General features: G+C 30.2%; 12 protein-coding genes. 4 read left to right on the plus strand and 8 right to left on the minus strand.

Translation table 11 applies throughout. The features are described from left to right. Nucleotides 1-22: 22 nt before the first annotated feature. Nucleotides 23-2,008, plus strand: coding sequence for a GTP-binding protein (locus tag P2G10_RS00410; protein WP_275314724.1), 1,986 nt, complete (start codon nucleotides 23-25; stop codon nucleotides 2,006-2,008). Here P2G10_RS00410 and lpxK read toward each other — a convergent pair. Beyond that, nucleotides 2,001-3,044 carry a tetraacyldisaccharide 4'-kinase gene (gene lpxK, locus P2G10_RS00415; protein WP_275314726.1) on the minus strand — a complete coding sequence of 348 codons (1,044 nt, stop codon included), beginning with the start codon at nucleotides 3,042-3,044 and terminating at the stop codon, nucleotides 2,001-2,003. The genes P2G10_RS00410 and lpxK overlap by 8 nt on opposite strands. A gap of 134 nt (nucleotides 3,045-3,178) precedes the next feature. Between lpxK and P2G10_RS00420 the strand changes: the two genes are divergently transcribed. Next, nucleotides 3,179-4,273, plus strand: a complete 1,095-nt coding sequence (locus P2G10_RS00420) for a Nif3-like dinuclear metal center hexameric protein (RefSeq protein ID WP_275314727.1) — start codon at nucleotides 3,179-3,181, stop codon at nucleotides 4,271-4,273. Nucleotides 4,274-4,276: 3 nt separating this feature from the next. Continuing rightward, nucleotides 4,277-5,047: a zinc ribbon domain-containing protein gene (locus P2G10_RS00425; RefSeq protein ID WP_218772997.1), complete on the plus strand. Its 771-nt coding sequence runs from the start codon at nucleotides 4,277-4,279 to the stop codon at nucleotides 5,045-5,047. 78 nt (nucleotides 5,048-5,125) lie between these two features. On the opposite strand, the gene P2G10_RS00430 is transcribed toward P2G10_RS00425, so the two are convergent. The 7 genes from P2G10_RS00430 to P2G10_RS00460 all read right to left on the minus strand — a co-directional run bounded on the left by P2G10_RS00430 (nucleotide 5,126) and on the right by P2G10_RS00460 (nucleotide 16,284). After that, the gene (locus P2G10_RS00430; protein WP_275314730.1) at nucleotides 5,126-6,091 is read right to left on the minus strand and encodes a succinylglutamate desuccinylase/aspartoacylase family protein; all 966 of its coding nucleotides are present in this window, start codon (nucleotides 6,089-6,091) and stop codon (nucleotides 5,126-5,128) included. After that, the gene (gene rimK / locus P2G10_RS00435) at nucleotides 6,084-6,971 is read right to left on the minus strand and encodes a 30S ribosomal protein S6--L-glutamate ligase (protein WP_255554310.1); all 888 of its coding nucleotides are present in this window, start codon (nucleotides 6,969-6,971) and stop codon (nucleotides 6,084-6,086) included. The genes P2G10_RS00430 and rimK overlap by 8 nt, the downstream gene beginning before the upstream one ends. Nucleotides 6,972-7,240: 269 nt before the next feature. Continuing rightward, on the minus strand, nucleotides 7,241-9,085 hold the full coding sequence (locus tag P2G10_RS00440; protein WP_275314733.1) for a DUF349 domain-containing protein: 1,845 nt from the start codon (nucleotides 9,083-9,085) through the stop codon (nucleotides 7,241-7,243). 87 nt (nucleotides 9,086-9,172) lie between these two features. Further along, complete coding sequence (locus P2G10_RS00445; protein WP_218773000.1) at nucleotides 9,173-9,934, minus strand: shikimate dehydrogenase family protein; 762 nt, start codon at nucleotides 9,932-9,934, stop codon at nucleotides 9,173-9,175. After that, complete coding sequence (locus tag P2G10_RS00450) at nucleotides 9,915-10,922, minus strand: DUF368 domain-containing protein (RefSeq protein ID WP_275314735.1); 1,008 nt, start codon at nucleotides 10,920-10,922, stop codon at nucleotides 9,915-9,917. Before P2G10_RS00450 ends, P2G10_RS00445 begins: the two co-directional genes overlap by 20 nt. Before the next feature lie 33 nt (nucleotides 10,923-10,955). Beyond that, entirely contained in the window at nucleotides 10,956-11,879 is a 924-nt protein-coding gene (locus tag P2G10_RS00455; RefSeq protein ID WP_275314736.1) for a polyprenyl-phosphate transporter, read from the minus strand. 10 nt (nucleotides 11,880-11,889) lie between these two features. Further along, the gene (locus P2G10_RS00460; protein WP_275314737.1) at nucleotides 11,890-16,284 is read right to left on the minus strand and encodes a translocation/assembly module TamB domain-containing protein; all 4,395 of its coding nucleotides are present in this window, start codon (nucleotides 16,282-16,284) and stop codon (nucleotides 11,890-11,892) included. A 178-nt stretch (nucleotides 16,285-16,462) separates the two neighbouring features. On the opposite strand from P2G10_RS00460, the gene tsaD reads away from it, so the two are divergent. Further along, nucleotides 16,463-17,491: a tRNA (adenosine(37)-N6)-threonylcarbamoyltransferase complex transferase subunit TsaD gene (gene tsaD, locus P2G10_RS00465; RefSeq protein WP_275314738.1), complete on the plus strand. Its 1,029-nt coding sequence runs from the start codon at nucleotides 16,463-16,465 to the stop codon at nucleotides 17,489-17,491. Nucleotides 17,492-17,595 lie beyond the last annotated feature (104 nt).

Here is a 17,595-nt window from a genome sequence, read left to right on the forward strand (position 1 = left end):
AAACCAAGTATCACACTAATTAATGAAGCATTCTAACATTCTTAATATTGGTATTTTAGCACATGTAGATGCCGGAAAAACCACATTAACAGAACATTTGTTATATCATGTTGGTGCTATTAGAAAAATAGGAAGTGTAGATAAAGGATCTGCAGTTACCGATAATTTAACTTTAGAAAAAGAACGCGGAATTTCGATTAAAGCTGCTACGACTTCTTTTAATTGGAAAAACACGAAAATTAACTTAATTGACACTCCTGGCCACGTAGATTTTTCTAGTGAGGTTGCAAGAACTCTTTGTGTTGTTGATGCTGTTATTTTAGTAATTTCTGCTGTTGAGGGCGTGCAAGCACATACCTTAACAATAGTCGATGCTTTGCATAATTTAAAAATACCTACATTAATTTTCATCAATAAAATAGACAGACCAGGCGCAAACACAGAAGCCGTTTTACGACAAATAAAAAAAGAGCTCCAATATAAAACGGTAGCTATTTCTACGAGTTATGATGAAGGTTTAACTTCTGCGTATATAACCGAGGTTTTTAACAATAATAAAATTAGTAAGGAGCAAAAAGAAGCTATTACTGAAGAACTCATAGAAACTGATGAAAAGCTGCTTACTCAATATTTAAACGGAATTCATTTTTCTGATGAAGTCTATTTAAACACAATTGCAAAAAGTACTTCAAACAATATGATAGTTCCTGTTTTTACTGGAATTGCGAAAAACAACATTGGTGTTGAAATTTTATTAAACGGATTGGTAGATTTTATCAAACCTAAAAAGAGAAATATTTCTGAAGAAGTTGCCGCTTACGTATATAAATTAGAGCATAATAAAGTTCATGGCGCAATGGCACATGTAAAAGTTTTTTCGGGTGAATTATCTACCAAATCGGTTATTAATAATCATACACAAGGATTAGAAACTAAAATTAATCAGACTAAAGTATTTCATCATACAAAACATTTAGATACTAATATTACAGCAGGAGACATCGGTATAATTACTGGAGTTTTAGGTACAAAAGCAGGTGATATTTTAGGAAATCCTTCAGAGATTCCAACCTTACCTGAATTAAACATTCCCGTTTTAAGCGTACAAGTAATTGCCATTAACGACAAAGATTATAATGCCCTTGCTCAAGCATTACAGTTTATCGATAAAGAAGATCCGAGTTTACAATTTAAATGGCATAAACCCGAAAAAGAATTGATTCTTTTATTAATGGGAGATATGCAAATAGAAGTACTCACCTACTTATTACAAGAACGCTTTAATATTGCTGTAAATTTTACAGATCCACAAATAGTTTATAAAGAAACCATTACTAAAGTTGCCGAAGGTTATATTCGTTATTGGATGCCGAAACCTTGTTGGGCAATTATGACTTTTTTAATTGAACCAGCAGCGTTAAACTCTGGCATTACGTATCAATCAATTGTTTCTAAAAATGATGTTCATAATAAATATCAAAATGAAATAGCAAAAACAATTCCAAAAGCCTTAGAACAAGGTCTTTTAGGCTGGAATGTTACCGATGTAAAAATCACTTTAATTAAAGGAGAAGATCATAATGTGCACTCTAGAGCTGGAGATTTTAATTTAGCCACTCCAATGGGAATAATGAAAGGTTTAGAAAATGGCGGAACTCATTTGCTGGAACCTTTATTACGCTTTGAAATAAAAACCAATGAAGAGTTATTAGGTAAATTAATTTCTGAACTTACTCATAGAAGAGCAACTATAAACACACCTACTTTTGAGCAAGATTTGGTAATATTATCGGGTACGATTCCTGTTGCTACGTCTTTAGATCTTAGCATAAAACTAAATAGTATTTGCAGCGGTAGACTTCGTTTAAGAACCGTTTTTCATGAATATGCTGTTTGTCCTGAAGGAGAAGGAAAAACAAAGAAGTTTAAAGGTGTAAATCCGTTAGATGAAGCGCAATGGATTTTACATCGCCGTGGTGCTTACAAGGCCGATGAACGTGTTATTTAGTATTTTCTCCAGCTTTTACATGATCAATTATAAACTGCTTAAACTTTTCTTCTTCTGATAAAAAAGCACTTTTTATAGTTATATAACACATGTTTTTAAGTTTACCTTGTAAACGCATATAATCTTTTTCCGTTGTTAAGATTATCTTGTTTTCAGACGCTAAATCATTAAATAATTTTTCGATTTTTAAAATATCTTGCGCATTAAAATCATAATGATCTGCATATTCTAAATGCTTATAATTGATATTTTCTTTTGATAAAAAACTTAATAACGAACTAGGCTTTGCAATTCCTGTAACTAACAAAACATCTTTATGCTTTAAATCAGCAATGGTAAGTTCAGATTCTGCTCCTTTTAAGTTTTCATCGTAAGAAATACTGGTAAAAAATAACTGTTGATTTATACTAGGATTAATTTTTTTTCTGATTTTTTCTTTAGCTGCTTCTGATAAATTCTCAGGACATTTCGTAACAATTATTATCGCTGCACGATTTGCTCCTCTTCTACTCTCTCTTAAATTTCCGGTAGGTAAAATAAAATCATCCACATATAAATCGTCATATTTCGTTAACAAAATATAACTGCTTCCTTTTACTTTTCTATGCTGATAAGCATCATCTAATAAAACAACTTGGGGCGAAACATCACTTTTTAATAATTGTTGAATTCCGTTTGTTCTATCAGCATCAACAGCTATGGTTACTTCATTTTTAAACTTTTTATAAAACTGTAAAGGCTCATCACCAACATCAGCTGCAGCATGTTTGGAATTTACAATCTGAAAACCTGTTGTTTTACGCTTGTAACCTCTACTTAAAACTGCAACCTTATGTGTATCTTTTAGTAAACGAATTAAATATTCTATTTGTGGCGTTTTTCCTGTTCCACCAACGCTTAAGTTTCCGACTACAATAAGAGGAATATCAAAAGAGGTAGATTTTAATACACCTAACTCAAAAAACCAATTACGAATCGTTGTAACAACGTCGTATAAAACAGCAAACGGAAATAATAAAAATCGAAGTAATTTCATTACATCAAAAGTAAAAATTATTTCGTTATTACGAACAAAGTGAAGTAATCTTTCAAGGTAAATTAGATTACTTCGTCATTCTTCCTCGTAATGACAAGTTTTAGTAACTTAGCGGTATCCATTAAATCAAGAAAATGCAAATAAAAGACGTTACTGACCATATTGAAAAACTAGCACCACTTTCGTATGCTGAAGATTTTGACAATGTAGGTTTACTAATTGGAAGTTATAACACAAAAGTAACTGGAGTTTTAGTTACGCTTGACACTTTAGAAGAAACCGTTGATGAGGCTATTGCCAACAACTGCAACTTAATTGTAAGCTTTCACCCGATTGTTTTTAGTGGATTGAAAAAAATAAATGGAAATAATTATGTAGAGCGTGTTGTTTTAAAAGCAATTCAAAACAACATTGCCATTTATGCTACACATACTGCTTTAGATAACGTTAATAATGGAGTTTCAGCTAAAATGTGTGAAGTTTTAGGCTTACAAAATTGTAAAACATTAATTCCTAAAAAAGGAATTATAAAGAAACTTACTACCTATGTTCCGATTGCTGAAGCTGAAAAATTACGCACCAAACTTTTTAATGCCGGAGCAGGAAGTATTGGTAATTATGAAAATTGCTCTTTTAATGTAGAAGGCAAAGGAAGTTATAAAGGCGGAGAAAACTCAAACCCAACCGTTGGCGAAAAAGGTACATTCATGTTTGAAGAAGAAACCTGTATTTCGGTAACTTTTGATAGTTATTTAGAAGGTAAAATATTAAAAGCTTTGTTCGATTTTCATTTGTATGAAGAAGTAGCTTACGAAATTATTACTTTAGAAAACAGTAACCAACATATAGGTATGGGAATGCTTGGTGAATTAGCAAACCCTATGAATGAAAAGGAATTTCTAACTTTTGTTAAGAAAACTTTTAAAACTGATTGCGTTAGACATTCTGAATTGTTAGATAAACCAATTAAAAAAGTTGCTGTTTTAGGCGGATCAGGAAGCTTTGCCATAAAAAATGCCATGAGATTGAAAGCAGATGCTTATATTAGTGCTGATTTTAAATATCATGAGTTTTTTAAAGCTGAAAAAAGAATATTACTTGCTGATGTTGGACATTATGAAAGTGAACAGTTTACAAAAAACCTTTTGAGTGATTATCTTCGTAAAAAATTTAGTACTTTTGCGATTATTTTAAGTGAAAAAAGTACAAATCCAATACACTATATATAACAGATGGCAAAAAAAGAAGTAACGGTAGAAGAAAAGTTAAGAGCGTTATATGATTTACAGTTAATCGATTCTAGAATTGACGAAATCAGAAATGTTCGTGGTGAATTACCTTTAGAAGTTGAAGATTTAGAAGATGAAGTTGCCGGATTAAACACAAGACTTTCTAAGTTAAAAGAAGAAGCTACAAGTATAGATACTGATGTTAGCAATAAAAAATTAGCTATTACAGAATCTAAAGCTTTAATAGAAAAGTATGCAGAACAACAAAAAAATGTTCGTAACAATCGTGAGTTTGATTCTTTAACAAAAGAAGTTGAATTTCAAGAATTAGAAATTGAATTGTCTGAAAAGAGAATTAAAGAATACAAGGTTAAAATAGCTCAGAAGAACGAAGTTATTGAAAAAACTAAAGAGAAATTAAAAAAGCAAGAAAATCATTTAACTCACAAGAAAAATGAATTAGATGCTATTTTAAAAGAAACAGAGAAAGAAGAACAATTATTAAAAGATAAATCTATAGAATATGCAAAATCTATAGATGACCATTTATTAACTGCCTATAACAGAATTCGTACAAAAGTAAGAAATGGTTTAGCCGTAGTTGCCATTGAACGTGGTGCTGCAGGAGGTTCTTTCTTTACAATACCACCTCAGGTACAGTTAGAAATTGCTAATCGTAAGAAAATTACAATCGATGAGCATAGTGGTCGTATCTTAGTAGATGCTGCTTTAGCGCAAGAAGAAAAAGAAAAAATTGACAACTTATTTGTTTAATATTTTACTTTTAAATATAAAAAAAAGCTCTCGAAAACGAGGGCTTTTTTTTATGCGTAATAATAACAGTTTAATATTTTAACTATCGTGAATTGCTATATGCGCAATCGCATCTCCCTGATTTACGATTGGAGAATGGTTTAAGCAAATAATATAACCCGATACAGATGCTTTTATTTTTCTTTCAAAAAAACCATATGGATCGGTTATCAAACCAATAACGGCTCCTTTTTCTACAGGATCTCCATTACGTAATAATGACCTATACATACCAGAAGCACTAGCTCTTATCCATTTTGAATCGCTAAAAACAACTTGCTCGTCATCTTTATCAAAAGGCTTATATGTGGCTGGAAATTTTTTAACACCTAAATGATCTAAAACATTTAAAATTCCTGTAACCCCAACATGCGTTACTTTATTATTTATATCTAAAGACTTTCCTCCTTCATACAATAATACTTTTTTTCCTATTGCAACAGCCGACGCTCTAAAAGACTTATCACGCTCAGAAGAGTATTTAACAAACTTAGCTCCGAAAATCTTAGCTAAATTAAAAGTATCCGTATCATCTTCAGAAATTCTTACCTGCGGATAATTAAATCTATCATCACCACCTGTATGAAAATCAATACAATAATCTGCATACTCAACTACCTCATTCATAAAAGAATACGCAAAATTACTTGCTAAAGAACCTTTTTTAGTACCAGGAAAACTTCTATTTAAATCTTTACCGTCAGGAAATTCTCTTGTCTTAATGATAAACCCAAATACGTTTACCACAGGAACGCATATAATCATCCCTGCATCTGGCACATTGTATTTATTAGCAACTATTTGTCTAACAATCTCAATTCCATTCACCTCATTACCATGAATACCTGCACTTACTAATACGCAAGGTCCATCTTTTTTGGCTCTACTTACAATAACAGCAACTTCTATTTTTGTTCTTGTATGTAATCGCGCAATATCCATTTTTATTTGATACGACTTACCAGGTAAAATTTTCTCTCCTAGTATTGTAATTTCTTTAGACATTTCTTTCTATATAACGAATAATGTTTTTAGCGATATCTAATTTAGTTGCTTGCTCTATACCTTCTAAACCAGGCGAAGAATTTACTTCCATGATCATTGGTCCTGAATTAGATTGTAGCATATCTACCCCACAAACACTTAAACCTAATTTCTTTGCAGCTTTTAACGCAGCGTTTTCTTCTTCTTCTGTTAATTCAAATAATTCGGCAGTTCCTCCTCTATGTAAATTAGATCTAAACTCACCTTCTTTACCTTGTCTTTTCATTGCTCCAACTACATTTCCATCAACTACAAAAACACGTAAATCTGCTCCTTTAGCCTCTGCTATAAATTCCTGAACAATAACACGTGCTTGCAAACCATTAAAGGCTTCTAATACCGATTCTGCCGCACTTTTTGTTTCTGCCAAAACAACACCTACACCTTGCGTACCTTCAAGTAATTTAATAATACAAGGAGCTCCCCCTACTTTATTTATTACGGCACTAACATTTTTAGAGTTATTTGTAAAGGTAGTTTTAGGCATATTTAAACCAGCCTTAGATAGTACTTGCATACTTTGCAACTTATCTCTAGAACACACCAAAGCTTGAGAGTTTAATGTAGAAAAAACATTCATCATCTCGAATTGGCGAACAACTGCAGTACCATAAAAAGTAATTGATGCTCCAATTCTTGGAATTACTGCATCTATGTTTTCTAAAAGTTTACCTTTATAATATATTTGCGGCTTTTTTTTCTCAATTAACAAATCACATTTTCCATGATCTATCACCAACATTTCATGTCCGCGTGCTTCTCCTGCAGCGACTAATCTTTTTGTTGAATATAACTCTGGATTCCTTGATAATACTGCAATTCTTAATTTTTGCATTTTCATTAAATTATTTAATTTTCAGACAACAAACATAGAGCATTTTATATTTTATATAGTAAAAAAAATAAAAATAAATTTTAAAGCTAAATCATTATAAAAAACCTAAATAAATAAGGGTTTAATAATTCATTTACAAAATTCTAATATTCATTGAGTATTTATATTTTCTTAATATAAGAAATTAAATTATTGGTAAAAAATTATCGCTATATTATATAAAAAAACTCGAATCATAAGATTCGAGTTTTATAGTAATTATTAAAAAAGTTAAATTAATAATCTAACTTTTTTACATATGATAATTTAGATTTCCAAATAGCTAATTGGTCTTTAAATTCCTGAATTCCTTTGCGAACATTTAAAACCAAAGGGTTGTCATCTTTAGCATTCGATATAAAACTTAAGTTATTCTCTAACTGCTGCATATCGCGAACAGATTCATCTATTTTTTTACGAATAAAGTACTGCTCGTTATCTAATTTCTTATAATCTTCTTGCAACAAGTAAGTATCTACAACATTTTTAAACTTCATCATTTCGATATCAGCTTTACTCATATTTAGGTTTCCTAAATGAGCGTCTATAGCCTTGTTAAATTTCTCATCTAAATGACGAGCGTTTCTTGGCAAAGAACCTAAATTTCTCCAATTAACAATACTTTCTTTAATAGCTTCTAGCGTTAAATCTTCGGATGTTTTAAGGTTCTCTAAAAATTCTTTTTTAGTTTCTACAACAACTAACTGCTCTTTATTTTGTTCGTCTTTTTGAGCATGTAATCTATCGAAGTAGAAATTACATGCATTTTTAAAACGTTTCCATATATCATCAGAAAACTTTCTTGGCACATGACCAACCTTTTTCCAATCAGACTGAATACGCTTCATTGTATTGGTCGTTTCTTCCCAATCGTCACTATCTTTTATACTTTCAGCAAGCTCTATTAAGGCTATTTTTCTTTTTAAATTCTCATTTTGAGTACTTTTCTCTGCTTTATAAAAAACGTTTTTAGCGCTGTTAAACTTTTTGGTTGCGTTTTTAAATTGTTGCCAAACAGCTTCACTTTTATTATAAGGCAATTTACCTATGTCGAAATATTTTTTTCTTAATTTTTCTAACTCTACAATACTTTTCTGCCAATCGTTATGTGATTTATTCTTAGAAGTATCAAATGCATCTATCTCTGCTATAACTACTAATTTAGCATCAATCATTTCTTGATACTTAGATTTTAACTCTTTAAAGTATAAGTGTCGTTTGTCGTGTATGTTTTTGGTAGCTTCACTAAATTTACCCCAAACATCTTCTCTATGTTCTTTTCCTACAGGGCCTATTTCTTCTTTCCACAAACGGTGTAAGTCTTGTAAATCTTTAAATGCAACATTTACATCTGCTACCTCGTTTAATTCTTCTGCTCGCGTAATTAACTTTAATTTCTCTTCTAAATTATGTTTAAAGTCAAGCTCTCTAAAGTCTTTATTTAAGTTTAATAAATCATAAAAACGCTCTACATGATGATGGTAAACCTTCCAAGTATCATTATATTTTGTTTTGGGTACAGGTCCAATCGTTTTCCAGCTTTTTTGAATTTTTTGAAAATCGTTGTACATCGTTTTTGCATCGGCAGTTACAATCAACGTTTTTAACTCATCTATTAAAACATTCCTTTTAGTAAGGTTTTCTTTTAATTGATTTTCTAATTGTGAATAATAAGCATCTCGTTTTGTTTTATACTCTCCTAGTAACTTATTGTATTCTGCTTTTACAGGACTTGAGAACTGAAAATCGATTGAATTTCCACCCTCAGCCAGGAAAACTTCTTTTTTCTCTGCTAATAATGCACCAAACTTAGCATTAAATGCATTTTTAAGCGAATCGATATTCGATTTTAACTGCTGTACTTGATAGTTAGCTAATAACTTTTTTAATTCTTCAACCAATGAATCTAACTCCATAGAAGTATATTCTAACATTGGTATTTCGTGCTTTTCATCTGCTTTTTCAGCATCGTTAGCCACTTCATTCTCTACTTCGTTTACTGCATTTTCAGTTTCTGCTTTTACTACAGTATTTTCTTCAGTAATTGGTTGTTGTAATTTTTCTTCGTTATTTTCTAACATATCTACAATGTTTAAGTTCCTAATAATTAATTTTATAAATATACGGATTCTAATAGAATACCAAATTTTATTTTCAAGTAGTTATCGTTAGTTATCATTCCATATTTTCCAAGCTTTTTCTGCTTGCTGCTCTAACATTTCCAATCCGTTTTTTATTACGGAACCATTCTCTTTTCCTTTTCTTAAAAAAGTTGTTTCGGATGGATTATATATTAAATCAAACAATAAATGTTCTTTTGATATAAATTGATAAGGAATATCTGGGCAATCACTAATATTAGGATGTGTTCCTAAAGGTGTACAATTAATTATTAAGTGATGAGATTTAATCATTTTCTTTGTTACATCTTGATATGCAATTTGCCTATTCCCTTGCGGATTTCTTGAAACAAATTTATATTTAATGTTTAATTTCTTAAGCACATAAGCAACCGCCATAGACGCACCACCTGTACCTAAAATTAAAGCTTTTTTATGATGATTTTTTAATAACGGTTTTAAAGACTTTTTAAATCCATAAACATCCGTATTAAAACCTTTTAACTTTCCTTTTTTAGATATTTTTATAGTGTTAACTGCGCCTACTTTTTGCGCTTTTCTATCTATTTTATCTAAATAATTAAAAACATCTAACTTATAAGGAATCGTTACATTCATTCCTTTTAATTGTTTTTTATGTGCTTTTATTTTTAAAGGCAGTTCTTTTATTTCTTGAATATCAAAGTTTACATACTCATTACTATCAAGCCCTAACTCTTTAAATTTATTTGTAAAATATCCTTTCGAAAATGAATATGAAATGTTTTTACCCACTAAAGCATAAACATTGCTATTTTCTTTTTCTTCCATAAAAATCTATAATTAAAATTAAGGCAATACCAAAAATGATATAGCCTATTGAAATCCACGTTTCTACTATCGAAAAATCTGGCATAAATCGCTCGTAGTTTTCAACAACTCTATTTCCTTGCTGATCTAATAAAAAATCGTCGTTATTTACTTTGTATATTGTTTTTTTCCATGGCCATACAATACCTAAAGATCCGGTAATAAAACCTATAATAACTGCTGTTACTATTTGATTCCACCTTTTTAAAACATAGCCTAATATATGCGACATAGAAACTAACCCAAATGCAGAACCTGCTGTAAAAACACTTATAATTTTTAAATATCTAATTTTTGTTTGATCTTTTAAAACTTCAAAATCTCCCGACAAAATATTTGTAACAACACTTCCTAGAACATTTACACTGTCAACCAATAGTAATACATAATTACCTAATAAAATTAGAATAAATGAGCCCGAAAGGCCTGGCAATGTCATTCCAGAAACACCTATAATTCCGCATATAAAAACAAACCAAAGATTGTCATTTTCTTTTGCAGGTGTCATAAAACTAATAAACACGCCTATTGATACTCCTATTACTAATGCTACTAAGTTTTTTAGTCGCCAATCTTTAAAATCTTTTGAAATATAATAAATAGACCCTATAATCATTCCAAAAAACCACGCCCATACATATAACTCGTAATTTTTTAAAAAATAATCTAAAACTAAGGAAATACTAAAGTAACTAAACATGCTACCTAACATTACCGAAACTAAAAACTGTAAATTGATATACGCTGCAAAACTTTTAAATCTCCCTTTAAAAAGCAACATAAAGGCCTTGCCATTTATTCTTTGAAAAGAAAAAATAAGCTCTTTATAAAACCCCATTACAAAAGCTACCATACCACCAGAAACTCCCGGTACTTTATTGGCACTTCCCATAATTAACCCTTTAAAAAAAAGGTTTATTTTTTGTAATAGTGTACGTTGTATATACATTCTATGCTATTAGAGCTCTAAGATACTTATTTTCTATTGCTCTTTTACAGCAAGTTTTTCTAGTAGTAAGATTAATGCAAAACCGATGATGATTAATATTGATGCATACATTAATTGCGGATTTCCATCATATGCAAAAGGTGAAACTGATAACTCATTAAAAGGCACTTGCTCTCCGTGAGAATTTGTTCTAAATGTTAATGCTTTTTTCCAAGGCCAAATTTTATTTAACGAACCTATTATAAACCCCGTTAAAACAGCTAGTGTATAATTTTTATAATTTGCAAATAAGTATTTTAAAACTCTAGAAAAAGATAACAATCCTATAATTGCTCCTGCTCCAATAGCTGCTATCGTTGTAAAATCACGATTATTTACTGCGGCTAACACAGGCTTATAAGCTCCTAAAAGCACTAATATAAACGAACCTGAAATACCTGGCAAAATCATAGCACAAATAGCTATTGCACCTGCAAAAAACATAAAAAGAGTTGATGAATTTTCGGATATCATCGGATTTAAAGTTGTTATATAATATGCTACAACGGCACCTAAAGCAACCAAAAAAAAGGCTATAATATTCCATTTTGTAATTTGTTTTGCAATATAAATTACACTTGCTAAAACCAATCCGAAGAAAAAAGACCACAATAAAATTGGATGGCTTGTTAATAACCAAGAAATTACTTTTGCTAAAGAAATAACGCTAATAAACATCCCAACAAATAGCGATGCTAAAAAATTACCATTTAATTGTTTCCAAGCAGCTTTTAAACCATCATTTTTTAATGTCTTAAATAGGCCTAAATTAATATTACTTATCGATCTTAACAATTCCTCGTAAATTCCTGAAATAAAAGCAATGGTTCCTCCAGAAACTCCAGGAACAACATCTGCTGCTCCCATGGCAATTCCTTTTAACATGATTACCAAGTAATCTTTTTTGGTTCTGTTCATATAAATATGGTTATTCTTTCTCTTCTTTTGCCTTAAAGCGTATTAATTTTTTCTTTTGGGGTTGTAAACTGTCTTTTTTTACGGTTTTTTTCTTTAAACCTAATTTTTTGCCTAAATCTGATAAATTATTAAAGTTTACTTGATATGAAAGACCAATACCTTGTGTATAGCCTTCTTCTTCTGTAGAATATTGCACTTCGTTTTGTCGGTTAAAAACAGTTCCTCTTAAATTACCTTCTTCATTTAATAAAACTTCCACCTTTACCTCACCTACAACACTTGTTTGTGTATTTGCTCCCACCGGAACCCCTACTTTACCATTAACAAGAACACGATCGCTTAATTGCGTTGAGATAGATACATCTACCTGATCATCTGATCGCAAACTATTAACATCACCTCTATCTCCTTGGGTATAACCTAATCCTAATTGAAACTTATTTCCTTTACTATTTAACATATCTGTTAAAATACTTGAGGCTATTTCTGATGCCGTACCTGTTAATCCTGATGCTGCGCTATTACCTATTGTTTCTTCATTATAAAAAGTACCAAAGGCTAACAAAAATGTAAAGTGTTGCATTTTTGTATTTAAATCATTTCCGTTTAAAATAAATTCTAACTCTGATGCTACTGTTGAATTTGCGTTCGGAATTTTAATATCAAACTCTTGCTTTGAACTAAATAAACCTCCTGTTATTTTAGTATATAAATCAATAGGTATTTTTCGATTCGAGTTAATATTATCTAACAATTGTGACGGATTTGCTTTGGTCTTATAAATTGCAGTTAAATCTAACTCTGCATCATACGGACTTCCGTTCCAAGCAATCGTTCCTCCCTTTTGAACCGTAAAAGGTTTTGTTATTCCGGCATATTTAAAATTATATAATCCTTTATCTATTTCAAAGTCTCCATACATTTTAAATTTACCAAGCGTATTAATATCAATTCTTAAATTTCCTTCTCCACTCCCTTTTAACTCACTTCCCGAAACTTTATCTATCACTACCTGAGCAATAGCATCTTTGGTTACTGCTAGATTTATTTTTAAATCGAGTCCTTTTATATCCTTTATTGTCTTATTTATATTTTCATCTTCGGGCTTACCTGTTTTAAAACGGATTAACCTATAATTATCTATTGTTTTTACGTTGTTTAAAGGAATTACAAACACAGTTCCTTTGTTTGTTTTACCTTCTACAATAATATCTAAATTACTAGTAAGTCCTCTAATTTCTGCACTTCCATCTAAAAATCCTGTACCATAATAAGAAGACTCCTCAGTTTCTGAGGTATCTAATATTAATAAATTTCGAGTTTTTATATCTAGTTTTAAATACCAATCTTTAAAATTTTGATGCGCAATATATCCTGATAAAGTTCCTTTCGTCTTGTGTTTTGTATCTTCTAATAAGAAATTATTTAGTGTAAACTGCTGCTTATCTAAAGTAATGCTTGTTTTACCTTTAAAGTCGAAATCGATATTTAAATACGGAAAAGTTAAACCAGCATCTTTAAATTTTAATACTCCCTGAAAATCAGGGTTATTTAAAAACCCTTTGGCTGTAAAATCTCCAGTAACTTTTCCTCGTAACTTACTTAAAACTTCTTTTCCTAAAGGACTAAAAGCAGCTAATTCGTATTCTTTTAAAGACACATCCAAATCAATTGTTGATCTCTTTTTTGATAAATCAATCTCCCCTTTTGCCGAAATATTCTTAGCATTTTCACTAACTAAAGAAAGATTTACGTTGTATTTTTCGTAAGAATTGTTTCCAGTAACATCTAGCGCTAAATCACCTTGCGAAAACTCATTTATTTTAAAATTATCTATGGTTAAATTTCCTTTTGGTGCTATTTTATCTCCTTCTTGCTTAAAATCTATAACTCCGCTTAAATCACCATCTAAACGCAAACTATCAACCAAGGGCAAAAAACTCCCTAATTTAACCTTATCAAAAGTAGCTTCTAAATCTTTATATGTACTGTCTCTAACAACTCCCTTAAATTCAATTTTTTGTGCTGCGGATTGAAATACAAATGGACTAATCTTAAAATTATTCTTCTTTAAATCGAACGCTACTTTATGATTTCTATCTTCTTTTTCATTTATAACCCAATCAAATCCTTTGTAATTAAGAGTAGATTTTTGAATTCCCATAACCGATTTTTGCAATTCATTAATGGTATAATAAAAATCTAAATTGAAACTTTCAGAATACTCCTTGCCACCTTTAAAAACAGATTTAAAATACAAAGTATCATTTTCTGTTCTGTTTAAAAGATTCAGTTTTTCTATATTATAATGTTTTGTGTTAATTTTACTTGCCGTTAACTGCGTATTATATAATGGATTTTTATTATCCATTCTTAACACTATATTTTCTATAACATTCTTATAAACATCAACTTCGGGTGAAGTAAAAATTAGTTTTAATGCATTCTTATCTGAATTTATTTTTCCTTTTAACCTTGTGTTTTTACCTATAGATATGTTTGGTAAAAAGATATCTATAATTTGATTATAAATAGTAAAATCGAAATCTAAAAACTGATTTGGTGCTACTTTATTAGGTTGGTAATTTGTATAAACACTTCCCAAAGCATTTTGAGTTATCGGAATTAGTTCTTCAAACGTAAATTTCCCTTTTAATGCTCCTCTTACAATATCTTCAGAGTTTACCTCTATTGTTTTAATACTATCTTTTACCGATGAGTTTATTTCGAATATTTTAAAAGGATATTGTTGTTTTTGATTTGTATAAATTAAGTTTTCGAAAGTTGCTTTTCCTACAATATCATCAAAAGTATTTCCTGATATATTTAAATTGATAATACCCTTTAACTCAGAAATACTATCGCGAGTAAATAAATTTGTTCTTTTTAGATCTATCTTATCAATATTCGCAATAAAATCAAACTTATTTATTTCTGATGAAAAATCCGCTAATCCTTCAAATCTCAAATTAAAATTATCATCTTTAGAACTTAGCAAACCATCAAATTTCTTGTTCTGAAATTGTCCGTTAACGTTTAAGTTTTTGTAATTATAATCATTAAATTCTAAGCTACTAACTTTACCTATAATAATAGTATTTATATTATTTACATTAAAACCACTTCCATTAACATCTGCCTTTAATGATACTTTTCCTAATACAGCATCATTTGCAAAAACTCCTAAATCTAAATTTTTAAATTCTACTTCACCAATATAAGTAGCGTCTTCAATTTTATCTATATTGGTTAACTGAAGGTCAGAAGTTATCGATCCTATTTCTGAATTTACAGAAAGTGTCGCATCCATTTGTTCGGGCGTAATTCTAATAAGCCCCTTTAATTTAAAGTCGCCTAATCTTTCAAATTCTGGCGGTAAGGATTTACCTAATAAGTTAGGCAATACATTTTTTAATTGAGAATAATTTGCGGTAACATTGTCTAAATCTGCATCAAAAACAAATCCTCTACTTGTTTTAACTGCATTAACAAAACCCATGTCTCCAATAACTTTCATTCCGTTTTTAGAATAAAGTCTAATATTGTTCGCACTAAAGTTATTTAATACACCATTAATATTTCCTTGAAAGTACAAAATATCATTACCGTTTAACTCGTCATATAATTTATTTAAATCTTTAACAGCAAGAGCACTTTTAACAAAATTTGCTTTAATTTTTACTTTATCATTAAAGTTCACAAAATCTTTACGGTCGTAGGTAAATTTTATGTCTCCTTGTATTTTTGAATTATGGCTAGTTTCTAATACTGTTTTATCTAAATTCATATACGATCTTGTGTATATAAAATCAGTTGTTAAGTTAGATACCTTAATGCCTCTATTTTCTGTAAAACTCATTCCCCTCATATTCAAAGAAATGTCAGGCCCAATAATAGAAAAATCTAATATGTTTCCGTAAGCGTTATAAGCGGCAAATTTAAGTGGATTTCTTTCGTTTTCATCTAGTAGTTTAAACGTTAAGTTCTCTAAAGTAATTTTATTACTTTTTAATACAAAAGGATTAGATAAGCTATCTTTAGGTTTACCATCATCAAAACTGTCGATAAAGATAGACATGTTATCGTCGTCTTCTCCTTTGTATTTTTTCATATTAAAATAAGCACCACTTAAAGAAGCTTCGCCTAAATCAACATTATTCTCTACTATTCGTTTAACATTTTGTAGAGAAGTGCTTAAATTTTCAACAAAAATTAGGGTATCTTTATGATGGTCTCTAATTTCAATTCCTTTTAGCTGAACACTCCCCAACCATGATAAATCTACCTTCTTAACAACAATATTAGTATTGTACTCTTTGTTAAGCCAGTTCGTTGCTTGTTTCGCTAGTTCGCTTTGAACAATTGGTAGTGATAATAAAATAATAAGCAAGACTAATAAAAGCACAAAGTACTTTAAAAATCTCCACAATATTTCGCCTACTTTTTTAATGAGAATGTTATTTATAAATGACTAACAAATGTACTCAGCTAACTGCAAAAATGTTGCCTTATTTTAAAGAAATATTAATTTTAACGAAATTCTAACGCAATATCGATATTTTTGCATTTTAATACAACATACATTGAGTACAAAAAACAGCTATATCTTAGGTATTGAAAGCTCTTGTGACGACACAAGTGCTTCGGTAATTTATAACGGAAAAGTAATAAGTAATGTGGTTGCCAATCAGGAAATACATGCTAAATATGGCGGTGTTGTTCCCGAACTTGCATCAAGAGCGCATCAGCAAAATATTGTTCCGGTAGTACAACAAGCTATCGAACAAGCTAATATTACCAAACACGATTTAAATGCTATTGCTTTTACACGTGGTCCTGGCTTAATGGGATCGTTATTGGTAGGTACTTCATTTGCTAAATCCTTTGCCTTAGGTTTAAATATTCCGCTAATAGATATAAACCATATGCAGGCGCATATTTTGGCTCATTTTATTAAAGATGAGGGTAGTAAAATACCGCCTTTTCCTTTTGTGTGCTTAACCATAAGTGGCGGACATACCCAGATTGTAAAAATCACCAATCATTTTGAGATGGAAATTTTAGGTGAAACTATTGATGATGCTGTGGGGGAAGCCTTTGATAAATCAGCAAAAATACTAGGCTTACCTTATCCTGGTGGTCCTTTAATTGACAAATATGCGCAGTTAGGTAATCCGAAAGCATATCAATTTACAAAGCCTAAAGTGGGCGATTTACAATTTAGTTTTAGCGGATTAAAAACAGGGATTTTACGTTTTATTCAGAAAAATGTAAAAGAGAATTCAAATTTCATTGAAGAAAACCTACACGATATCTGTGCTTCTATTCAACATACAATTGTTGAAATATTAATGGATAAATTAAAAAACACCGTTAAACAAACAGATATTAAACACATTGCTATTGCTGGTGGAGTTTCTGCTAATTCAGAAATCAGAAAACGTTTAGAGCTTGCCGAAAAACATTGGGGATGGACAACCTACATTCCAAAATTTGAATACACTACCGATAATGCTGCCATGATTGCCATTGCCGGTTATTTAAAATATTTAAATAACGATTTTTCTGATATTTCAGTTACCGCCAAAGCACGTTTAAAAGTTACCGAATAACTATTTTAATATCTTATTTATTTATACAAAACACCGTTAAAATTATTTAACGGTGTTTTTTGTTTAAGAGCTTGTTTAAAAAGAAACTGTCAATTCGAGTGATT

It is taken from the genome of Tenacibaculum bernardetii (assembly GCF_029125915.1).
Classification (GTDB): Bacteria; Bacteroidota; Bacteroidia; order Flavobacteriales; family Flavobacteriaceae; genus Polaribacter; species Polaribacter bernardetii.